Source organism: Paraburkholderia sp. BL10I2N1 (genome assembly GCF_004361815.1).
Lineage (GTDB): Bacteria > Pseudomonadota > Gammaproteobacteria > Burkholderiales > Burkholderiaceae > Paraburkholderia.
This window is the reverse complement of record NZ_SNWA01000002.1, coordinates 870,836-892,786: the sequence shown is the minus strand read 5'-3', so window position 1 is coordinate 892,786 and position 21,951 is coordinate 870,836. Positions and strand designations below refer to the sequence as shown.

Below are 21,951 nucleotides of genomic sequence, written 5' to 3'. Positions count from 1 at the left end.
CAGGGGCGTCTTCGGGCGCTAACAGCATGAACTACGACTACATCATCGTCGGCGCGGGCTCCGCGGGCTGCATCCTCGCCAATCGTCTCTCCGCGTCCGGAAGCCATTCCGTGCTGCTGCTGGAAGCAGGCGGCAAGGACGATTCCTTCTGGTTCCGGATTCCGGTCGGTTTCACCAGGACGTACTACAACGAAACGTATAACTGGATGTACTACAGCGAGCCGGAGAAGGAACTCGACAACCGCCCGATCTACTGCCCGCGCGGCAAGGTGCAGGGTGGTTCCGGTTCGATCAACGCAATGATCTACGTGCGCGGACAGCCTCATGATTTCGACGACTGGGCCGCCGCCGGCAATCGCGGCTGGGGCTTTCGCGACGTGCTGCCGTACTTCCGCAAGCTTGAGTCGCATCCGCTTGGCAACACCGAATATCACGGCGCCGACGGCCCGATCCGCATTTCACCGATGAAGGACGACGTGCATCCGATCTGCCACGTGTTCCTGAAAGGCTGCGAGCAGGCGGGCTACAGGCGCACGCACGATTTCAACGGCGCGCAGTTCGAAGGCGCGGGCATCTACGACGTGAATACGCGTAACGGACAGCGTTCGTCGAGCAGCTTCGAGTACCTGCATCCGGTGCTGGGTCGCAAGAATCTGACGGTCGAGTGCAACGTGCTCGCAAGCCAGGTGCTGTTCGACAACCAGAAACGCGCGACCGGCGTGGTCGTCCGGCAGAACGGCGAGGTCAGGCGCTTCATCGCGAATCGCGAGGTGATTCTGGCGGCCGGCGCTGTCGATACGCCCAAGCTTTTGCAGCTTTCAGGCGTGGGCGAGCGCGACCTGCTCGCGAAGCATCGCATTCCGCTCGTGCACGAGTTGCCGGCGGTCGGACAGAACCTGCAGGACCACTTGTGCGTGAGCTTCTACTATCGCTCGAACCGTAAGACGCTGAACGACGAGATGCGGCCGCTCATCGGCAAGCTGAAACTCGGCTTGCAGTATCTGCTGACGCGCAAGGGGCCGCTCGCGATGAGCGTAAACCAGTCGGGCGGATTTTTCAGGGGCAACGACGAAGAGGCGCAGCCGAACCTGCAGCTGTACTTCAATCCGCTGTCGTACCGTATTCCGAAGAGCAGCAAGGCGAATCTGGAGCCGGAGCCGTACTCGGGCTTCCTGCTCGCATTCAACCCTTGCCGGCCGACCAGCCGCGGCTCGATCGAAATCGCGTCGACCCGTGTCGAAGATCCGGCAAAGATCCGCATCAACGCGTTGACGACGGAGAAGGACCTCGATGAAGTCGTGCAGGGTTGCGAGCTGATCCGCAAGGTGATGGCTTCTCCTGCACTGAGGGACATCACGGTCGAGGAAATTTCTCCGGGGCCGCAGGTGCAGGGCCGCGAAGCGATGCTGCAATACTTTCGCGAGCAGTCAGGATCGATCTATCACCTGTGTGGATCGTGTGCGATGGGACCGGACCCGCAGACCTCCGTGGTCGATGAGCGTCTGCGTGTGCATGGCATCGCCGGATTGCGGATTGTCGATGCGTCGATCTTCCCGAACATCACGTCGGGCAACATTAACGCGCCTACCATGATGGTCGCGGAGAAGGGGGCTGCGATGATTCTCGAAGATGCTGATGCCGACGGGCTTCCGGTGCACGCGATCGGGGAGATGGCTGTCGCGCACTGATCTGCTTGAGCGGACGACTGGCCGTTTCGACGTCGGCGCGAGACGGCCGTCTTGCTTTTGCCTGTCGCCGGCCGTTTCATGCGCTACGTCAAATTGCGCGCTTCGGTTCAGGACCTGCGACCTGCACCTCCTGCCTTTAGAACAGGTAGCTGGCGAAGAGGGCATACGTCATCTGATTCTTCTTTTCGACGATCGGACTGTCGCCTGCATCGCCGCGCAGCCAGGCGGCCGTGATAGACGCCCCGATATTCCAGTGGTCTGCAAGACGATAGCGTGCGCCGACCGAGAAGCGCAGGTTGTTCACCCCCGAGCCGGGAGAGAAGCTGGCGAGGCCGGAGCGGGCACTTTGCTCTTCGTCGATGCCAAAATAGGTCTGGTTGTACTCACTGCTGGCCCATGTTAGTCCTGGCCCCGCGGTGAGCGTCAGTTCGGGGATCGGCTGATACTTTGCCATCACGTCGAACGTTGCCACCGTTCCCCGGTCTTTTCCAGCGATATCAGTCAAAACGCTGCCGCGCGCTGAGACCCACGCGTACGTGTAGATAACGAACAGTTCTGCGTGTGCCGTACGCTGGACATCGCCAAGGCCGTGCAGCCGTGCATCGTCGGATTCCTGCCGCGGCTCGATGAAATCGTAGGTCACCGCGAGTCCCACGCGCCAGTTGCTGTCCCGATACAGATACGCGCCGAGACTGAGCAGCGCCCCCGCGTCCGGGTTTGAACCGATGAAATAGCGGCCGTAGCTCGCGCCGAGGAGCGGTACGCCTTCAACCTTGGTGCCGCTGGCGCCAGGGAATTTCGGCATGACGACCATGCCGCCGCCCACCGTGAAATGCCATGCGTTGGGCTGGGCCACATTGGGGTCTTCCGCATTGGAGAGGGCGTACAGGCTGTCCGAAATGGAGACGGTGTCGTCGGCCATCGCGGGGGCGGCGAGCAGCGAGAGAGCACAGCCCAGCAGCAGACTGGTCTTGCGACGTATCGAGGTATAACGCATGGCAGGTCTCCGGTCGGGTAATGCGAGGTGGGATCGGACGAGGCAGGTGTAGCGCCGTGTTGCGCCTGTCGGGGCTCTATCGACGGTCGCTTTGCCTTCTGATTCCGATCAAAAAGCTTTCAGATAGCGCACTGCTGGAGGTGAGGGCATGGATGGGCTGCCCGTCGGCTGTTTGAAGAAACACTTATGCAGGCGCACTGGTCAGATTTGACATTCATGTTTCTTCTCCGAAGAGTTCAGTTGGCGCGATGTGCAGTCTAACTCCCTTTCTATAAGAATCCAAAGGATTGCTGATGGTTGTCATGCGGAATGAGCGCGCCGACTTTGCGGATCGGTGGTGAAAACGTTTTGCGCGGCCGATTGCCGGTGAAGAGGATTCGTTTCAGGTTATCCAACAACCATCGTGGTTATTTCGGCGCGGTAAACAGTGGCCGGTGTATCGGGGCACCCCGTACCCGCCCTGAAGTCGGTCTTGTGCCGCTCAATCTATCGCTTCATGCTTTCTCTTCCGCTTCTTTGGTACTTTTGCACCGGATGTCGTGGTAAATATATCGTGTCCAGACCGGAGCGCTTTTACGCCTGAAGTGGACTCGATCGCGCTCATCGGAAGTATCTCAACGCAAGAGGGGAGCTTCGATATGAAATTTGTCTATATTGCGCTTATCGTGCTGGTGACAGCGGTCGTGCTGCTGTTCAAGATCCAGAATTTCCAGATGGTGACTTTGTCACTGTTCTCGGCTAGCGTTACTTTGCCCGCGTCGTTGCTCGTCATAGGCATTTATGTGCTGGGCATGCTGACGGGCGGGTGCGTTCTAAGCCTGTTGCGCAGTTGGACGCGCGGCGCCTTGCGACCGGTTCAAAAATAGTACCGGGAGCGTCGGGATGCGGTGCGGTGTATGGGCTTGAAGAGTTTATTGATTCGGATAGCGAATTGATATCGCGGTAAAAAATCGCTGTCATCAAACGGGCGATCGAAGCTGGATTCATGAGAGTGACTCGAAAAGGAAATGTCGATGCTGCGTCGACTACGGGGCGTTCAGTATGAACGAGCCGTGATCTACGGATAGTCTTGAGCGATGGACCCAAGTCTGACGCCAATACCCGCGCAGATTCCAGCAAGCGCCAGCGCGTGTACCGTCCCGCAAACGCTGCGTAGTCGCATTTGCAAGGGTTGACCGCCAGATGCTTGATCGCCAGATGACTGCCCCGGTCGCAGGTATGCGGCCGGCCTGATCCGAACCTCTTTAACAGTTTCACACATCGGATTTCGGCTCCAGCGATATGCCGCACTGCAGTCGCGGGCGGGTCTCCCGGATCGAGGAGAGACCGGAAGCGACCGTGTTGCGCGGCACGTAGATGCTTCGCCATAAGCGCGTTTCGGAGCATCGATGAAGCCGGGAGGCCATGCATTTCGATGGCGATAAAACGTATTGCGCGCTGTGGCGAAATCCGACGGCAGGACCTCGTTTTGCCGGTACGACATCGATTAGAGACCGTCAGCGATGCCGATCCCGTCTGGTATTTGAGGGCTGGGCGGCCTATTCTAGAAGTTCGAGGAACTGGCGGTGGCCGGAATGAGACACGTCCATGTGTGACGTGCAGAGCAAACAGATACATTCCCGGGTGCCAATCAAACTGCAAAAATAGCCCTGTTGATCGTGAAGTAGACTGTACGCAGTCGTTTCTCGCTACGTTCTTGATGGCGGTCTCCCTCCAATCCGTTAAACCCGTTTAATTAGTTCCAAACAATCGCATCCGCAGGCTCGAATAAATTTGCGCCCGCAACAAAATTGTGGAGTGAGCGATGAACGAGGCGACAAACGCAAGACCTCGGAGCGAGGTCGAGGCCTGGTATGCTGTGCCCGCGGACGAGGCGGCGAGACAGCTAGGCGTGAACACCCAGTCGGGCCTGGACGCCTCGGAAGCGACTGCGCGGCTCCAAAAGTACGGTCCGAACCGATTGCCCGAATCGGGCAAACAAAGCCTGCTGATGAAGTTTCTCGGCCAGTTCAACAATGTCCTGGTTTACGTTTTGCTTGGTGCCGGCTTCGTCAAGCTGATGCTGGGGCTGTGGATCGATGCCTCGATCATTCTCGGTGTCGTTGTCGTTAACGCATTGCTCGGTTTCATCCAGGAGGGCAAGGCCGAAAAGGCGCTGGACTCGATCCGCAACATGCTTTCCGCTGAGGCTCGAACATTGCGCTCGGGCGAAACCCGCATGATCGCATCGGACCAGCTTGTGCCGGGCGACGTCGTCCTTCTGGAGTCAGGCGACAAGGTTCCTGCCGACCTTCGGTTGACTGACGTCAAGAACCTGCGCATGGAGGAAGCGGCGCTAACCGGAGAATCGGTGCCGAGCGACAAATCCGTCACCCCCGTCGCGGCCCATGCGACGGTCGGGGATCGCCATAGCATGGCCTACTCCGGAACCCTAGTGGTGTCCGGACGTGGCACAGGGCTGGTCGTTGCGACAGGAAGCGAAACCGAGCTCGGGCGCATCAATCAGATGCTGGCCGCGGTCAACTCGCTCGAGACACCGCTCTTGCGCCAGATCAAGAAATTCGGCTACGCGATTACGGCGGTCATTTTCGTGATCGGTGCACTGGTGTTCGCCTACGGCCGATGGGTCGAGGGATTGCCGTTCGTCGAGATCTTTCAGGCTGTCGTCGGCATTGCGGTCTCGCTCATTCCGGAGGGCTTGCCTGCCATCATCACGATTACGCTCGCCATCGGCGTTCAGCGCATGGCGCAACGCAACGCCATCATCCGCCGGCTGCCGGCGGTGGAAACGCTCGGTTCCGTATCGCGGATCTGTTCGGACAAGACCGGCACGCTGACACTGATGGAAATGATGGTCGTGTCGGCCGTCACCGCCGAGGCCGCTTTTCAGATCGAAGGCGATGGCTATGCACCCGATGGACGGGTTCTGCGTGATGGTGCACCGGCGAATCAGGACTCGGTCCTCGATCTGATGGGGCGCGTTTCGATACTCTGCAACGACGCGGAACTGCGCAAGGAGGACGGCGTCTGGAAGGTCGAAGGCGATCCGACCGAGGGCGCGCTATATCCGTTCGCAACAAAGATCGGCCTCGAACGGCAGGCGCAGCAGGCGGCCTGGCGTCGCGTCGACGCGATCCCCTTCGAGTCCGAGCACCGCTTCATGGCGACGCTGAACGAAGCGGCGGACGGCGGTCAGTTTCTTCTCGTCAAGGGGGCGCCCGAAGTCATCCTCGAGCATTGCGACCGGCAACAGACGAGGGGCGGCCCGCAGCCGATCGATCTTGCACATTTTCTGAAGGCCTCAGACCAGCTTGCGGCGCAAGGCGAGCGCGTGCTGGCGCTCGCATGGCTCGAGCATCCGGGTCTGGCCGGTAGAAACCTTTCGCCTGCGGATCTGCCGAAGACGCTTGTACTGCTGGGGCTGGTCGGTCTGCTCGATCCGCCGCGCAAGGAAGCCATCGAAGCCGTGAAGGAATGCCACGCCGGCGGCATCCGCGTCACCATGATCACGGGCGACCACAGGATCACGGCTGCTGCGATCGCGAGAATGCTCGGCATCGGTGATGGCAAGACAGCGCTGACTGGCGTCGAGATCGAGGCGATGAACAACGCTGCGCTGCAGGAGGCGGTCCTGAAGGTTGACGTATTCGCGCGTGCAAGCCCGGAGCACAAGCTTCGGCTCGTCAAGGCGATCCAGGCAAACAACCAGGTCGTGGCAATGACGGGCGACGGCGTGAACGATGCGCCGGCCCTAAAGAAGGCCGACATCGGTGTGGCGATGGGCATCAAGGGCACGGAGGTAACCAAGGAAGCCGCCGAGATGGTGCTGGCCGACGACAATTTCGCGTCGATCACGGCCGCTGTCCGCGAGGGGCGAACGGTCTACAACAACATCGAGAAGGCGATTCTCTTCATGCTGCCGACCAACGTCGCGCAGGCGGCCGTCATCATGGTGGCGATCCTGGCCGGCTTCACCATGCCGATCACGGCGCCTCAGGTGCTATGGGTCAACATGGTGACGTCAGTCGCACTGGGTCTTGTCATTTCCTTCGAGCCCCACGAGCTGGACGTCATGCGCCGCCCGCCAGGCGTGGCAGGCCGTCCCATCCTGACCGGGTTTGGGATCTGGCGGGTGATCTTCGTCGGTTTGAGTCTGCTGGCACTGACGCTGTGGGCGTTCTTCTGGATGAAGGCAAACGATGCGCCGGACGAACTCGCGCGCACGGTTGCGGTTAACACGCTGACGATCGGTCAGATTTTCTATCTGCTCAATACCCGCTACCGGGTCGATTCCTCGCTGTCGATCACGGCGCATCTCGGCAATCGTTATCTGCCGATGGGGATCAGTGCTGTCGTCGTCCTCCAGCTCTTTTTTACCTATGCGTTGCCGCTTCAGGATCTGTTCGGCACGATGGCCATTCCCGCTGGAATCTGGCCATGGCTGTTCCTCGGCGGCTTTGTGTTCTTCCTGATTGTCGAAGCCGAGAAATGGGTGATTCGCAGATGGCGCGCATCGAAGCCGGGCCTGGCGACGACGTGACCGATGCCGCGCGCAGCGGCCTGACGTTCCTCGCGGGAAGCCGGAAGGGCGGGCAGCCGTCCGGCGATGTTTCATTTCAGGAATGGGCGACGTGACAAAAGGCAAAGCAAGATGACTCCTTCTCCCGCAGAAATCGCCAATCTGAATCTGGTCCAGATGTTCGGGCTCCTGATCGGTGGCCTTGCCCTTTTTCTTCTCGGTCTGGAATTCATGACCGGCGGCCTGAAGGCCATCGCCGGATCGCGACTGCAGGCGCTGCTGGGCATGCTGACCTCGAACCGGTTCCGAGGGGTGCTGGCCGGCGCCGTCGTTACCGCGCTCCTGAATTCGTCGACCATCACCACGGTCCTGATGGTCGGGTTCGTTTCCGCCGGGTTGATGACGTTGACACAGTCGGTGCCGATGATCATGGGCGCGAATATCGGCTCGACGGTCACTGCGCAGATCATCGCTTTCGACGTTTCGAAACTGACGCCGTTCATGCTGGCCCTCGGCTTTCTCCTGCATGCGTTCGGGCGGCGCGACCTGCTGCGGCAGATTGGCGGTGTGATTCTCGGGCTGGGCCTGCTGTTTCTGGGAATCCAGTTCATGGGCGACGCGACGCGTCCGCTGCGGACATTCCAGCCATTCATCGACGCGATGCAGAATATGGAGAACCCGCTGCTGGGCATCGTGGTGGGCGCCATCTTCACCGCCGTGGTTCAAAGCTCCGCGGCGACGCTGGCCATCGTGATCGCGCTGGGGGGGCAGGGTCTGATGCCGCTCGAGGCAGGCATCGCGCTGATTCTGGGCGCCAACGTCGGCACGTGCGGAACGGCGCTACTCGCCGCGATCGGAAAATCGGCCGAGGCGGTCCAGGTCGGCGTGGTGCATTTCATCTTCAATGTCGTCGGCGTCCTGTTCTGGGTGTTCTTCATCCCGCAGATGGCGGATCTGGTGCGGCATGTTTCGCCGTCCTTCCCGGACCTGCAAGGGGTGGCGAGACTGGCGGCCGAAACGCCGCGCCAGGTTGCCAACACCCACACGATATTCAGCGTGGCAAGTACGCTGATCCTGATCTGGTTCACCGGGCCGATCGCGAGGCTTGCCCAGATCATCGTTCCGAAGCGGGCGCAGGAACTCAAACTGGCGGGTGATCCGGTCTATCTGGACGAATCGTCCCTGACGGCGCCTTCGCTCGGGCTTCAGCGAGTACGCCTCGAACTGACGCGTCTGGGTCAACTGGTTCTGGAAATCGTTCGCAGCGGCTCGCAGATGATTTCCACCGGAACGATCGAGGAGATCAATCTTCTGCTGGATCAGGACAGGGAAACCGACCGGCTGGAGTCGGAGATTCTTCACTATATCGGCCTGTTGTCCCAGGTGGAGCACTCCGAGGAGGAAGGCCAGCGGATGGTCGGGTTCTCTCAGGTTGCCACCTATCTGGAAAGCATCAGCGGCATCGTCGGGACCAATCTGGTATCCGTTAGCCAGCAAAGATTGACGCAGCAGGTCGACCTCACGCGATTGCGCGATGAGGCGACGACGCGATTCGCGGACACCGTAATCCGGAATCTCGAACAGGCCGTCGGAACGATTGGCGACCCCGAGGCGAGCGAAGCGGCTCAGGTCATCGCGGCGAAGGCGGAGATCGAAAACCTGGCGGCAGCGGCGCGCCAGGTCGTGCTTGGCAAACTGCAACTGGCTGATAAATCCGACGTGCTGAGTTTCCGGCTGGCCATGGACCTGATCGAACAGGGCCGGCAGATTTCGCAGTTTGCGAGAGCGATAGCGAAGACCACGAGAGATTTCCGCTAGTACATTCATTTGATGGTGAAATCATGGGCCAGAGGAAAGGCAGGAAGTCCAGCCGGCGCGAGAGTCAGCAATCAGCGGCGAAGCCGAAGCTCTCGCGGCAGGAGTATGAAGCGAAAATGACCGAGCTCCATGTCGAGCTGGTCAAGCTGCAGTTCTGGGCGAAGCATTCCGGAGCGAGGATCATCGTGATCTTCGAAGGGCGGGACGCGGCTGGCAAGGGCGGTGTGATCAAGCGGATCACGGAGCGCGTCAGCCCGCGCGTGTTCCGAGTCGTTGCGTTGCCGGCGCCATCGGAGCGGGAGCGCACGCAGATCTATTTTCAGCGCTACTTCGAGCATTTTCCCGCGGCCGGAGAGGTCGTGATTTTCGACCGGAGCTGGTACAACCGCGCGGGAGTCGAGAAGGTCATGGGCTTCTGTACGGACGACCAGTATCAGCGCTTTCTCCGGCTCTGTCCCGCCTGGGAAAAGGACGTCATCGATTCCGGTGTGACTCTGGTCAAATACTGGTTCGAGGTCAGCAAGGAGGAGCAAACTCGCCGTTTCTCCGAGCGCATCATCGACGGCCGCAAAACCTGGAAGCTGAGCCCGATGGATATGGAGTCGCACAGGCGCTGGTACGACTACTCGCGCGCGCGTGACGCCATGCTCGCCGCGACCGACACAAAGGCGTCGCCCTGGCACGTGGTCGAAGGCAACGACAAACGGCGCGCCCGGCTGAACTGCATCGCGCATTTTTTGAGCCTGATTCCCTATGAAGAGATCGCGCTGCCCCAGGTCGAGCTTCCCCCGAGGCAAAAGGCGGGTGGATACAAGGAGCCGGACTATCCCTACAAGTGGATTCCGGCAAGGTATTGAGCGTCTGCGCTGCGTCTGTGCGGTCCCGTAGTGGCAGCTTTGATGCGTATTTCATGCGCCGTGAAGGCGTCAACGTGGTGACCGCCGCCTGCTGTCGCGATTCCGCCGCACACAGGTCAGTGAGGCGGCGTCGAGGCGTGCGAAGACGCCCGTTGGGCTGTGGGTTTCGTTACAATGGTCTCGCTCCGACAACCAGCGTGTAACGATCCTTGAACCACGATACTCCGCCCGGCCTCGAAGTCGCGGCTGGCAGCCAGGGAAAGGTCGTCCGTCTATCCGGTCAGTGGACGGCGCTCGCGCTCGCGCGTGACAAGGCGCGTCGCGGCGGTGCGGTGCTCAAGCTGGGCGCGCTCGCCAGCGAGAAGGTCAGCCAGTGGGACCTGTCGCACGTGGCCCGGATGGATCACGTCGGCGGCCAGGCGCTATGGCGCGTCTGGGGCCGCCGGATGCCGGCCGAGCTGGTCGCGCTCAACGACACGCAGCGCGAGATCTTCGAGCGCATCGCGCTGCTCGACGCGGCGCGCGACAACCCGGAGCCGGTGCTGCGCATCGATCCGTTCACGCGTCTCGGCCTGACGATCTTCTCCTTCTTCGAGCACCTGTACGGCGGCATCGCGATGTTCGGCCGCGTCGTGATCGATCTGCTCCTGGTGGCGCGCAACCCGAAAGTCACCCCGTGGACCGAGATCTCGGCGAACGTCTACAACGCGGGAGCCCGGGCCATGCCGATCACCGCGCTGGTCGGTTTCCTGATCGGCATCGTGCTGAGCTACCTGTCGGCGCAGCAGCTGCGGCAGTTCGGCGCGAACCAGTTCATCGTCAACCTGCTGGGGCTCGCGATCATCCGCGAGCTCGGGCCGGTGCTCGCGGCGATCCTGGTGGCGGGGCGCTCGGGCTCGGCGATCACCGCGCAGATCGGCGTGATGCGCGTCACCGAGGAGCTCGACGCGATGCGCGTGATGGGCATCCCGCACGGTCTGCGGCTGATCCTGCCGCGCGTGCTGGCGCTGGCGATTGCGATGCCGCTGCTCGTGATGTGGACCAACATCATCGCGCTGACGGGCGGCGCGGTGGCCGCGAAGATCGTGCTGGGCATCGACATGTCGTTTTTCGCGCGGGCGCTGCCGGGCGTGGTGCCGATCGCGAACCTGTGGTTCGGGCTCGGCAAGGGCGTGGCGTTCGGCATGCTGATCGCGATCGTCGGCTGTCACTTCGGGTTTCGCATCAAGGCCAATTCGCAGAGCCTGGGTGAAGGCACGACGGCGTCGGTGGTGACGTCGATCACGGTCGTGATTCTCGCGGACGCGGTGTTCGCGATTCTCTTCCAGCGCGTGGGGATCTGATGACAGCGCCGCTCGCCCCGGCCGTGCGCGGCCATCCGATGCCCGAGATCGCCGAGCCGGTGATCGAGGTGCGCGAGCTCACCAAGCGCTATGGACGCACGATCATCCATCAGCACCTGAACTTCGAGGTGCGGCGCGGGGAGATCGTGTCGGTTGTGGGCGGCTCGGGTTCGGGCAAGACGACGCTGGTGCGGCAGATTCTCGGGCTCGAGCGTCAGAGCGCGGGCACCATCAAGCTGTTCGGCGAGGATACGTCGACGATGTCGCCGGAGAACGCGCGCCTGCTGCGCAGCCGTTCGGGGATGCTGTTTCAGCGTGGCGCGCTGTTCTCGTCGCTGTCGGTGTTCGACAACGTCGCGCAGCCGCTCCGCGAACTGGGCAAGGTGCCGGAGGACCTGCTGCGCGACATCGTGATGCTGAAGCTGGAAATGGTGGGGCTGCCGTGCAGGCATGCGTCGAAGATGCCGGCGGCGCTGTCGGGTGGGATGGTCAAGCGGGTGGGCATTGCGCGGGCGATTGCGCTGGAGCCGGAGCTGCTGTTTCTCGACGAACCGACGGCGGGGCTCGATCCGCAGGCGTCGGACGAGTTCGTCGAGCTGATCAGCACGCTGCACCGGGCGCTGGGGCTCACGGTCGTGATGGTGACGCACGACCTGGATACGATGATCGCGCTGTCCACGCGGGTGGCGGTGCTGGCCGAGCGCAAGGTGCTGGTGGCCGCCCCGGTCGAGGAAGTGGCGGGTGTGGATGATCCGTTCATCCGCGAGTATTTCCTCGGCCTGCGTGGCCGCCGCGCCTTGCAGGCGCTGCCGCCGGAGCGCCGCGCGAAGCTGCCGCCGGCGGCGCTCGAACCGGCATCGGCCGACGTGCCGCTGTGAGAATCCTGGGGACCTGACGATGGAAAACAAATCACATGCGTTCTGGGCCGGGCTCTTCACCGTGGCGCTGACGCTTACGATTGCTGTGGTGGCCTTCCTGTTCAACGTCGACCGGTCGGTGCGCGAACCGTACGACCTGATTGCGCGGACCAGTGTGACCGGGCTTTACGCCGATGCCGCCGTGCGCTTTCGCGGGCTGGATGTCGGCAGGGTGCAGTCGATCAAGTTCGATCGCGATCATCCGGGCCAGATCGTGATCCGGATCATGGTCGACCAGCACGCGCCGATTACGCATTCGACCTTCGGGACTCTTGCGTTGCAAGGCGTGACCGGTCTCGCGTTCGTCCAGCTCGACGACACGGGCAAAGATCTGTCGCCATTGTCGACGTCGGCGAAACAGGTCGCGCAGTTGCCGATGCGTCCGGGCCTGTTCGACCAGTTGCAGCTGCGCGGCGACATCCTGCTGCGCAAGCTCGAAAGGGTCGCCGACGACGTTCACGACATGTTGTCCCCCGAGATGCACGCCCAGTTGCAGGCGACGATCACGAGCCTTCAGCATGCCGCCGATGGCGTCGCCACGCTTTCGCAGCAGATGGGGCCGGCCGCCGGCAAGCTGCCGGCCACGCTGAACCAGCTGGACCACATGCTTGCGTCGACGAACCAGATGATCACCAACCTGAACCGGCCGAACGGTCCGTTCGAGATGAACCTGAACAAGGTGGGCACGGCCGCGCAACAGGCCGGCGAGGCTTTGACGTCAATCGACGCAACAGTGCAGGAGCTGTCGGCGCGCGTGGGTTACGACACGCTGCCGCGCGTCAATTCGCTTTCCGACGACGTGCGCAGCGCCGCGCGCTCGATCGATCGTGCCGCCGATACGTTCAGCACCAACCCGCGTAGCGTGCTGTTCGGCGCTACGCCCGCCGCCCCGGGACCGGGCGAGCCAGGTTTTTCATGGCCCGCTGCCAACGCGGCAAAATGACTGAAAAGGGACATTGCCATGTCATGCTCAATTCGTCGTTTGGTTTCCGGTGGCGCCGCGCTGACCGTCGCGCTTGCTCTCGGCGTTCTTGCCGGGTGCATCGGTACGAGGGGTGTGGTGGAGGACATTCGCTATGACTTCGGTCCGCCAGCGCCGCTTGCTGTGGCAAGCACGATGCCGGCGGTCAAGGTGCTGGACGTGACCGCACCCGAGTCGCTCAGTACGGACAACCTGAACTACCGGCTGGGTTTTGCCGATGCCCAGCGGCTGGCATCGTATTCGGGCAGTCACTGGACGATGCCGCCGTCGCAATTGCTGACGCAGCGTCTGCGCACCGCGCTCAGCTCACGCGGCACCGTATTGACCGGCGCCGATGGCGTGCACGCGCCGGTCCTGCGGGTCGATCTGCAGGAGTTCGAACAGGTGTTCGACGGCCAGGCCGATAGCCACGGCGCCGTCGCCGCGCGCGCCACGTTGTTTCAGGACGGCAAGGTGGTCGGGCAGCGCACGTTCGTCGCGCGTGCGCCCGCCAGTTCGCCCGATGCCGCAGGCGGTGCCCGCGCACTGGCCGCCGCCAGCGACGATCTCGTCGCGCAGGTCATCAACTGGGTTGGCACGCAGCCGTTGCATGCGTGATCGGTCGTTGTCTGGCCGTGAAGGGTTGTGGCCTGGTTCGTCGCCCGGCGCCGGACAGGGCCACGCCGGAGCGGCACGCACGACCACACGGCAATCCTGGCGATCGCCAACCTGGTGCAGCATTCCCCATTTGAGGCAGCCGGGACCATCACCGCTGCGTCCAGCATGGCAGCAAACTGACTCGCGGCCGGATAAGCCAGGCCACGCGAACGCGCCGTTATTGCCGCGCCGATGCCAGAGGTCGAGCCGCCACAACGGCAACGCGCCTGAATCATGTTCAAAACGTGTACATTCAGAGTCCTGGTCATTACCCGCACAATCATGCACTCCGACCTCGTCGCAGTTCTTGTGCTGCTCGGCGCCGCCATTGCGATGTTTGTCATCGGCAGACCTCGGATCGACGCGGTCGCGCTGATCATGATCGTGTCGCTACCGGCGACCGGCGTCATCACGATCAACGAGGCGCTCGCGGGTTTTAGCGATCCGGCCGTCGTCCTGATCGCCGCGCTCTTTGTGCTGGGCGAAGGGCTGGTACGCACCGGCGTGGCGCAAAGCGTCGGGGACTGGCTCGTGGCAACCAGCGGCAGCAGCGAAACCCGCCTGCTCGTTCTGCTGATGGTCTGCGTCGGCGTGATGGGCTCGATCATGAGTACGACCGCTGTGGTGGCCATCTTCGTTCCGGTGGCGCTGCATGTCGTGCAGAAGACGGGTACTCCCGCCAGCCGCCTGATGATGCCGATGAGCGTCGCCGGGCTGATCAGCGGCATGATGACGCTGGTGGCCACCGCACCGAATCTGGTGGTCAACAGCGAATTGATGCGTATCGGCGAGCAGGGCTTCGGCTTCTTCACGTTCACACCGATCGGCGCGCCCGTGCTTGCGCTCGGCATTGCCTATATGGTCGTGGTACGGCGCAGACTGGGCAGCAGCACAGCGGCGCGCCGTGCAGACGGTCCAACGCTGCAGGACTGGGTGGCGCAATATGGCCTGCAGGACCGCGCGTTCCGGCTGAGTGTCGAACGCTCGTCGCCGCTGGTGGGCGAAACGCTCGGCAGTCTTGGCCTGCACGCCGCGCCGGACGCCCATGTGATCGCGGTCGAACGGTTCCAGCGTTTCAAAAGAGAAGTGCTGCACGCCTTGTCGAGCACCGAAGTGCGCGCGGGCGACATCCTGCTTGTCGACGTCGACGCAAAGGGATTCGACATCGACGCGTTGTGCGAGCGGTTTGTCTTGCAGCGGCTACCGATGGCCGGAACCTACTTTACCGATCAATCACGCGACGTCGGCATGGCTGAGGCCATCATCCCAGTGGACTCTCACCTGGTTGGCATGAAGCCCGACAAGTCGCCATTGCTTATGCAGCATGGACTGAGCGTGGTCGGCCTGCGCCGTGGACGGGTCACGCACGATCATGGGCTCGAGAACGCCACACTGAAGGTTGGCGATACGCTACTTCTGGTCGGGCCATGGGCGGCCTTTCGGGCACTGCGCAAGGAGGGGCACGATCTGATTGCGCTCAGCCTGCCGGTGGAAGGTCGCACGCTCGTCCCCGTGCCCGACCGGGCGCCGCACGCGATCGCCTGTTTGCTGCTGGTGCTCATACTGATGGTGACCGGGGTTCTGCCCTATGTTCAGTCGGTGCTGATCGGTTGTCTGCTGATGGGGCTCTTCCGTTGTATCGATCTCGATTCGGCTTATCGGGCGATTCACTGGCGCACCCTGATACTGATCGTCGGCATGCTGCCGTTTGCGCTGGCGCTGAAACGGACAGGCGGGATGGACCTGGGCGCCGACGCGATGCTTGCGCTGGTTGGCACCGCAAGCATCAGAGCCGTGCTGGCGACCGTCTTCGCGATGACCGCGCTCATCGGTCTTGCCATTTCAAACACCGCCACGGCGGTATTGATGGCGCCCGTTGCTGTTGCGCTCGCCAGCCATCTGCATGCGTCGCCTTACCCTTTCGGCATGATGGTCGCGCTGGGCGCGTCATCGGCCTTCGCGACGCCCATTTCGCCGGTCAATACGCTTGTCAGCACGTTTGGCAATTACAGCCTTGCCGATTTCGTCAAGGTTGGCGCACCGTTCACGCTGGTCGTGATGGCGGTTAGCGTGCTGCTTGTTCCCTGGATGCTACCGGCATACTGAAGGCCAGTCGTTCTGGAGCCAGCGTGTTTGCAGGTGTTGGGGGCCGCTGCGCAATCGCGCCGGATACAGCCTAAGCGGTAACGGGGAACAGGGCGCGCCCTTGCGTCATGTCGCGCAACGCATCGCGCGCGGCATCGAGTGCCGTGACCGGCATGCGGATGGTGAGCCGCACAGCCATGCCGTAGGCGCTTTCTGCGAGCGCGTGGTTCTCCTGCTCGATCCAGCGTCGCACGCGTGCTTCGTCCGGGTAGGCGATCTCCACGGTCAGCGTTGCCTGCGCAATCCGTTCGACGCGTGGTGCGTCCTGCAGCGCCGTGGCAATCGCGTCGGTGTAGGCACGCACGAGGCCTCCCGCGCCGAGCTTCACGCCGCCGTAGTAGCGGACGACGGCCGCCAGCACGCCGTCGAGATCGTGATGTCTCAGCACTTCCAGGATCGGCCGGCCCGCGGTGCCGGACGGCTCGCCATCGTCGGACATGCCGGACTGCCCGCCGGCGAGGAGCGCCCAGCAGACGTGCGTGGCGGCAGGATGTTCGTCGCGCAGGCGGCGCAGTTCGGCCATCGCCGCGTCGCGATTTTCAACCGGGATCGCATGGGCGATAAAGCGGCTTTTGCGGATTTCGAGTTCCGCGGTGAGTGCGAAGGGAAGGGTGTAGGTAGGCAAGACGAATTGCTTTCAGATTGGAACGTGCAGACGTCATGGTAACGGATACGTGCCGTGCCGATTCCTATCGCAGCGTTGCCTGGAAAAAATGCACCACGGCGGCGTTGAATTGTTCGTGGAATTCCGCGCGGTCGAAGTCGGGCAGGCTGTTGCAGACGTCCGGCGCGTTGCGGGAAAGACGCGCATCGCAGGGTGGCAGGAAGTCATAGTGGCCGGCGTTGGCGACCACGTGATATTCGGGTGTTCGGGGTAGGTTGGCGCGTACCGCCTCCTCATAGTAGGGATGCGGCTGATGACGATCGTTGGCGGCTCGCCAGAGCTGGATCGGGATGCGCACACTGCTTAGCCCCGCGCGTCCAAAGGCGAAGCCGAACGCCGGCGCGGCGCTGACCGCGGCGTTGATGCGCCGGTCGCTGACCCACGCACCGGCAGGAATATCCGCTCCGAAATGAGGATCGACGCCGGCGTGCTGCAGGGCCACGCACAGGTCGTGATCGGCGTGTGCCTCGCAATACGGGGCGATCTCCGAAAGGTCTGGGACCCCGCCTGCGGCCACGAGCACGGTGAAGCCGCCGTTGGAAAAGCCGAACGCGCCGACGCGGGCCGCATCCAGCCGCTCGCGCCAGGGCCACTCAGCGAGCATGTAGTCCACCAGCCGGTGAAGCTGCGCGGGACGGCGCCACAGCTGCAAGACCTGACTCTGGTCATCGAAAGTGTCGCCGGCGTGACTGACCGCCGCCGCCACGAAGCCCGCGTGAGCCAGGGCGAGAGCCGTGTCGTAGTGGCCGTCGTACGACCCGCCGCCGCCGTGCGACATCACGACCAGCGGCAGGCCATGGCCAGCAATCGGAGCGTCCGGCGCCACGGTCTGGGTGAAATTTCCCAACGAGTGCGAGGTCGCCGGCGCGTTAGTCGGATACCACACCCCGGCCGTTAGCGGCGGCTCCGCTCCGTTCGCTATCTTGACCTCCTCGAAGCCGACATCGGCGGCGCCGGCAGGCGCAGCAAGGAGGGCAAACAGGGTGCTTATCACGGCCACGATTTTCACTCGGTCTCCTTTGTTGTCGTTGCAATAGCACGGTATTGAGCAGCCGTGGCAAAAACGGCCCTATGAAGCTTCTGCACATCGTTTCCGCGTGTTTTCTAACATGCGCAGTGGGGTCCGTTCAGGCAACGGGCTCTTCGTCGGCCATCACTGGCCGTCAACTTCCATGACTTGTCGCCGAGTTCGATGCATCGATGTCTATGACATGACATCTGTCAGCCCGGTGAAGCAGGACAGCGCAACGTGAACCCCAAGCGATGAACTATGCTTGAAACGAGCGCTATGTAGTCGATGTGCTGCGTGCGGAGGTCTGCGTCATGAATCCGGTCCGTCTGCTCCTGGCCGCCGCGGGGCTTCTGTGCATGCTTGCGCTCGCGGAACAGGACGCAGGCGCGGCGGGCGTCGCCGCAGTTCCGGCCTCGTCCGTGCCGGTCGCCATCTCAGCCTGAGCGACCAGCCGTGGACGGGGGATTTCGACGCGATGCTCGGGCGACACGCGATCCGGGTGCTCGTGCCGTACAGCCGCACGCTGTACTTCGTCGACGAGGGCGTTGAACGCGGTCTGACCGCGGAACTGGTGCGTGACTTCGAGCGGTATCTCAACAAGACCTACGCCGACCGGCTGGACAAGCGTCCCTTGACAGTATTCCTGATTCCGACCACCCGCGACCGGTTGTTCGCGGAACTGAACTCCGGTCTGGGTGATATCGCCGCAGGCGATCTGACGGTGACGGACGAGCGCCTGAAGCTTGTGGACTTTGTCGCACCGCAAGACCAGAAGGGGGTGCGTGAGGTCGTAGTGACTGGTCCGCGTTCGCCCAGGCTCACAACGCTGGACGACATGGCAGGAAAAACCGTTCAGGTGCGTCGATCCTCCAGCTACTACGACAGTCTCGTCGAACTGGACAAGCAACTCATCCTGAGCGGCCGGCCACCAGTCAAGGTCACGCTGCTACCTGATGCGCTCGAAGACGAGGACGAGTTGGAGATGCTCAATGCCGGGCTTTTGCAGATCGTCGTCGTCGACGGCATGCAGACCCCGACCTACGTGCGCAACATCTACAAATACTATGTCTCTTACCGGCTTATGACACAGGTCGAGGCAACAGGTGCCCGGCTAAATGGTGCTGCGGGCCCGTAGCGGCGCGGATTGCGGGTTGGACACTCTGAAGACTCCGTACCGGTGTGTTAGTTGTGGTCGCAAGCGGCGCATTTCTTCCATATTCCTCGCAGTTCGAAGGCATTTGCCCTCCGTCGACTGCCCGCAGGCTCAATGGGCTCAAGGAGCCTTTGCAAACTCTATGACGGTTGTCTCTCTGAACGGATGTGCCGGGTCCCCATGACGACCGCGCCGGCCGGGTACGTTGAGGCTTGTTCGAGGCCTGCCGGCACGCGCCGCAGCGTGTTCACGGTCATGCTGACCTCGGCAGGCATCTAACAACCCTTCGAGATAGTCGGCGATTGTGCGGAAGGGGGCAGGACGTCGCCGCGCACGGCAAACAGGGTTGGGCGCGCTTCGGATGGATTTTCTCCCTCACTTCCCGTCCATCTGTTCTCCGCCCGCTTGTTGCCCGACGACGCCGGCCATGACGCGCCAGCGGTCGCTTTCCAGAACGGTTTGAGCGTCGATACGCCCGAACAGATCCAGCAGAGGTGCGACGAGACCCGTCCAGCCGGTCTGGTGACTGGCACCAAGCCCCGCACCGTTGTCGCCGTGGAAATATTCGTAGAACAGGATCAGGTCACGCCAATGCGGATCGTCCTGGAACCTGCCCGTCCCGCCGTACACGGGGCGCCTCCCATCCGCATCGCGCAGAAACGTACCCGTCAGCCGGTGGACGATCTCTTGTGCCACCTCAAACAGCGTCATGTGCGGCCCGGACCCCGTCGGACATTGAACCTTGAACTCATCACCGAAAAAGCCGTAGAGATTCATCAGCGCCCTGACAATCAGCAGATTCACCGGCATCCACACCGGACCGCGCCAGTTGGAGTTTCCGCCGAACATCCCGGTATTCGATTCAGCGGGCAGGTACTGCACCTTGTAATCCAGCCCACCAACATTGATCACGTACGGATGATCGAGATGATAGCGAGAGAGCGAACGAATGCCGTGCGGCCCAAGGAATTCGTTCTCGTCAAGCAGGTATCCGAGCACGCGTTCGAGTTTCCGCCTGTTCAGGATCGACAGGAGCCTGCGTTCCCTATGGCCGATGAAGCCGGAATCGATCGGGGCCACATGGGCAACCAGTTCCGGGTAACGCGCTCGAAATTGCGCGACTAGCTCCAGCAGTTTCGGACAGCGCGAGACAGAATCGGCTTCGAAAACCGTCGATGCGCACAGCGGCAGCAACCCCACCATTGACCTCACCTTCAGACGCATGGTCTGGCCGTCCGGGAGCCGCAGGAGATCATAGAAGAATCCGTCCTGCTCGTCCCACATCTCGTCTGGATGTTCGCCACGCCGGTCCATCGCGTAGGCAATCCACATGAAGTGCTGAACGAACTTGAAGGCGATCTCCTCGTACATCGGGTCGTACTCAGTCAGAATGATCGCCATCTCCAGCATGCTCTGGCAATAAAACGCCATCCACGCTGTTCCGTCTGCCTGCTCGAGGGATCCGCCCGTCGGAAGCTGCGCGCTGCGATCGAATACACCGATGTTGTCCAACCCCAGAAAGCCGCCGGCGAAAACGTTGCGACCTGAAGGGTCCTTACGGTTCACCCACCAGTTGAAATTGAGCATCAACCCCTGAAACGAGCGTTCAAGAAAGCGCGGGTCAGCACGTCCCAGCGCTTTCTCATACCTGTAGAGCCAGAGCGTGGCGGCGGCATGCACGGGCGGATTTACGTCACTGAAGTTCCACTCGTAGGCTGGGATCTGGCCGCTCGGGTGGACATACAGGATGCGCAGCATCAGCAGTAACTGCTCCTTGGCGAAATCGAAATCGACGAGCGCCAGGGCGACCGTATGAAAGGCCAGGTCCCAGGCCGCGTACCACGGATACTCCCACTTGTCCGGCATCGAGATCACGTCGGCATTCAACATGTGGAACCAGTCGGCATTGCGCACATCGTGCCGGGCGGCTTCGAGCAATGGATGACTGCGGTGCTCGCGCAGCCACCGCTCGAGATCGAAGTAGTAGTACTGCTTGCCCCACAGCATGCCCGCCAAAGCCTGACGGTGCACCCGGCGCTTGTCCTCGGTCAGTGACTTTGGGGCAACGCGCGCGTAGAACTCGTCCGCATCGGCAATGCGGTCATTGAAGGTGTTCTCGAAGTCGTCGAAGGCATTGTCCAACTTGCCTGCCGTCAGGCGCAACCGGATGGTCGCGCTGCCGCCGCCGGGTACGTCGCACACATAATGGGCCGCGCCCTTGGTTCCCGTCCTGGCGGGATTCACAGCCTCGCGCTGCCCCGCAATGACGTACGCGTGGAACGCGTCCTTCACATACGGTGACGCGTTGGATTGATTCCATAGACGCTGTGCGTTGCTTTCGTTTTCCGTGAAGAGCAGTTCCGTCGCGCCCTCGCAATAGAGCCAGTACTCACCCAGTTCATGATGCGTTGCACGAATGACGCCTGGACCTGCTTCGCACAGCGATGGCTTGCGGTCGTCGTGGCCCCACGACCAGGTATTGCGAAACCAGAGCGTCGGTAGGACCCGCAGCCGTGTCCCTTCCCGTGCGCGGTTATGCACGGAAATGCGCACGAAGATGTCTTCCGGGCCCGCCTTCGCGTATTCGACGAACACGTCGAAATACCGGTCGTCATCGAAGACACCGGTATCGAGCAGTTCGTATTCGAGTTCGTCCCGCGATCGTTTCCGGTTGGTCTCGACCAGGTCCCGGTACGGATATTCCCGCTGCGGATACTTGTACAGATACTTCATGTACGAGTGCGTAGGTGTGCTGTCGACGTAGAAGTAATACTCCTTCACGTCCTCGCCATGATTGCCCTCGCTATTGGTCAGGCCGAAGAGGCGCTCCTTCAGAATCGCGTCGCGCTCGTTCCATAGTGCAAGCGCAAAACACAGCTGCTGCTGGTCGTCGCACAGTCCACCGAGCCCGTCTTCACCCCACCTGTAGGCCCGCGAGCGGGAATGTTCATGGGTGAAATAGTTCCAGGCGTCACCGCCTTCGCTGTAGTCCTCGCGGACCGTCCCCCATTGCCGCTCGCTGAGGTACGGCCCCCACTTCTTCCACGGTACGTGCGCGACACGTGCGTCGTTCAACCGCTTTTCTTCCGCTACATCGACGATTACAGGACACATGCTTTGCCTCCGTTACGGCCGCATGAACTCGATCTCGAAACGCACGAAGACGTATCATCGTGCGCGATTCAGGCAACCACGGCATGTCGGCATGGATGGTGTTCTG

General features: G+C 62.1%; 15 protein-coding genes and 1 pseudogene. 12 read left to right on the top strand and 4 right to left on the bottom strand.

Going from position 1 to position 21,951, the window contains the following annotated elements; all coding sequences use genetic code 11:
- Nucleotides 1-26: 26 nt before the first annotated feature.
- Nucleotides 27-1,688 carry a GMC family oxidoreductase N-terminal domain-containing protein gene (locus B0G77_RS26015; RefSeq protein ID WP_133664898.1) on the top strand — a complete coding sequence of 554 codons (1,662 nt, stop codon included), beginning with the start codon at nucleotides 27-29 and terminating at the stop codon, nucleotides 1,686-1,688.
- A gap of 136 nt (nucleotides 1,689-1,824) precedes the next feature.
- On the opposite strand, the gene B0G77_RS26010 is transcribed toward B0G77_RS26015, so the two are convergent.
- Nucleotides 1,825-2,685 carry a MipA/OmpV family protein gene (locus B0G77_RS26010; protein WP_133664897.1) on the bottom strand — a complete coding sequence of 287 codons (861 nt, stop codon included), beginning with the start codon at nucleotides 2,683-2,685 and terminating at the stop codon, nucleotides 1,825-1,827.
- Between the two features lie 638 nt (nucleotides 2,686-3,323).
- Here B0G77_RS26010 and B0G77_RS26005 point away from each other — a divergent pair.
- From B0G77_RS26005 to B0G77_RS25965, 10 genes are all read left to right on the top strand, one after another.
- On the top strand, nucleotides 3,324-3,551 hold the full coding sequence (locus B0G77_RS26005) for a lipopolysaccharide assembly protein LapA domain-containing protein (protein ID WP_133664896.1): 228 nt from the start codon (nucleotides 3,324-3,326) through the stop codon (nucleotides 3,549-3,551).
- A 938-nt stretch (nucleotides 3,552-4,489) separates the two neighbouring features.
- Nucleotides 4,490-7,225 (top strand): HAD-IC family P-type ATPase, encoded by a 2,736-nt coding sequence (locus B0G77_RS26000; protein WP_133664895.1) that lies wholly within the window; start codon nucleotides 4,490-4,492, stop codon nucleotides 7,223-7,225.
- On the top strand, nucleotides 7,189-7,320 hold the full coding sequence (locus tag B0G77_RS45330; protein WP_279571354.1) for a hypothetical protein: 132 nt from the start codon (nucleotides 7,189-7,191) through the stop codon (nucleotides 7,318-7,320). The genes B0G77_RS26000 and B0G77_RS45330 overlap by 37 nt, the downstream gene beginning before the upstream one ends.
- Before the next feature lie 16 nt (nucleotides 7,321-7,336).
- Nucleotides 7,337-9,022: a Na/Pi cotransporter family protein gene (locus B0G77_RS25995; protein WP_133664894.1), complete on the top strand. Its 1,686-nt coding sequence runs from the start codon at nucleotides 7,337-7,339 to the stop codon at nucleotides 9,020-9,022.
- Nucleotides 9,023-9,045: 23 nt separating this feature from the next.
- Nucleotides 9,046-9,879 carry a polyphosphate kinase 2 gene (gene ppk2 / locus B0G77_RS25990; protein ID WP_133664893.1) on the top strand — a complete coding sequence of 278 codons (834 nt, stop codon included), beginning with the start codon at nucleotides 9,046-9,048 and terminating at the stop codon, nucleotides 9,877-9,879.
- Between the two features lie 209 nt (nucleotides 9,880-10,088).
- Nucleotides 10,089-11,222 carry an ABC transporter permease gene (locus B0G77_RS25985; RefSeq protein ID WP_133664892.1) on the top strand — a complete coding sequence of 378 codons (1,134 nt, stop codon included), beginning with the start codon at nucleotides 10,089-10,091 and terminating at the stop codon, nucleotides 11,220-11,222.
- Entirely contained in the window at nucleotides 11,222-12,100 is an 879-nt protein-coding gene (locus B0G77_RS25980; protein WP_133661653.1) for an ATP-binding cassette domain-containing protein, read from the top strand. Before B0G77_RS25985 ends, B0G77_RS25980 begins: the two co-directional genes overlap by 1 nt.
- Before the next feature lie 19 nt (nucleotides 12,101-12,119).
- The gene (locus B0G77_RS25975) at nucleotides 12,120-13,082 is read left to right on the top strand and encodes an MlaD family protein (RefSeq protein ID WP_133664891.1); all 963 of its coding nucleotides are present in this window, start codon (nucleotides 12,120-12,122) and stop codon (nucleotides 13,080-13,082) included.
- An 18-nt stretch (nucleotides 13,083-13,100) separates the two neighbouring features.
- Nucleotides 13,101-13,718: an ABC-type transport auxiliary lipoprotein family protein gene (locus B0G77_RS25970; RefSeq protein WP_133664890.1), complete on the top strand. Its 618-nt coding sequence runs from the start codon at nucleotides 13,101-13,103 to the stop codon at nucleotides 13,716-13,718.
- Nucleotides 13,719-14,039: 321 nt separating this feature from the next.
- On the top strand, nucleotides 14,040-15,863 hold the full coding sequence (locus tag B0G77_RS25965; RefSeq protein WP_133664889.1) for an SLC13 family permease: 1,824 nt from the start codon (nucleotides 14,040-14,042) through the stop codon (nucleotides 15,861-15,863).
- 70 nt (nucleotides 15,864-15,933) lie between these two features.
- On the opposite strand, the gene B0G77_RS25960 is transcribed toward B0G77_RS25965, so the two are convergent.
- Both B0G77_RS25960 and B0G77_RS25955 read right to left on the bottom strand, forming a co-directional pair.
- Nucleotides 15,934-16,527 (bottom strand): YigZ family protein, encoded by a 594-nt coding sequence (locus tag B0G77_RS25960; RefSeq protein WP_133664888.1) that lies wholly within the window; start codon nucleotides 16,525-16,527, stop codon nucleotides 15,934-15,936.
- A gap of 64 nt (nucleotides 16,528-16,591) precedes the next feature.
- The gene (locus tag B0G77_RS25955; protein WP_133664887.1) at nucleotides 16,592-17,575 is read right to left on the bottom strand and encodes a dienelactone hydrolase; all 984 of its coding nucleotides are present in this window, start codon (nucleotides 17,573-17,575) and stop codon (nucleotides 16,592-16,594) included.
- 359 nt (nucleotides 17,576-17,934) lie between these two features.
- Between B0G77_RS25955 and B0G77_RS25950 the strand changes: the two are divergent.
- Nucleotides 17,935-18,599 (top strand): annotated as a pseudogene (locus B0G77_RS25950) (transporter substrate-binding domain-containing protein); the annotation flags it as partial.
- A gap of 507 nt (nucleotides 18,600-19,106) precedes the next feature.
- Here the strand turns inward: B0G77_RS25950 and B0G77_RS25945 are convergent.
- Nucleotides 19,107-21,845 (bottom strand): glucosidase, encoded by a 2,739-nt coding sequence (locus B0G77_RS25945; RefSeq protein WP_133664885.1) that lies wholly within the window; start codon nucleotides 21,843-21,845, stop codon nucleotides 19,107-19,109.
- Nucleotides 21,846-21,951 lie beyond the last annotated feature (106 nt).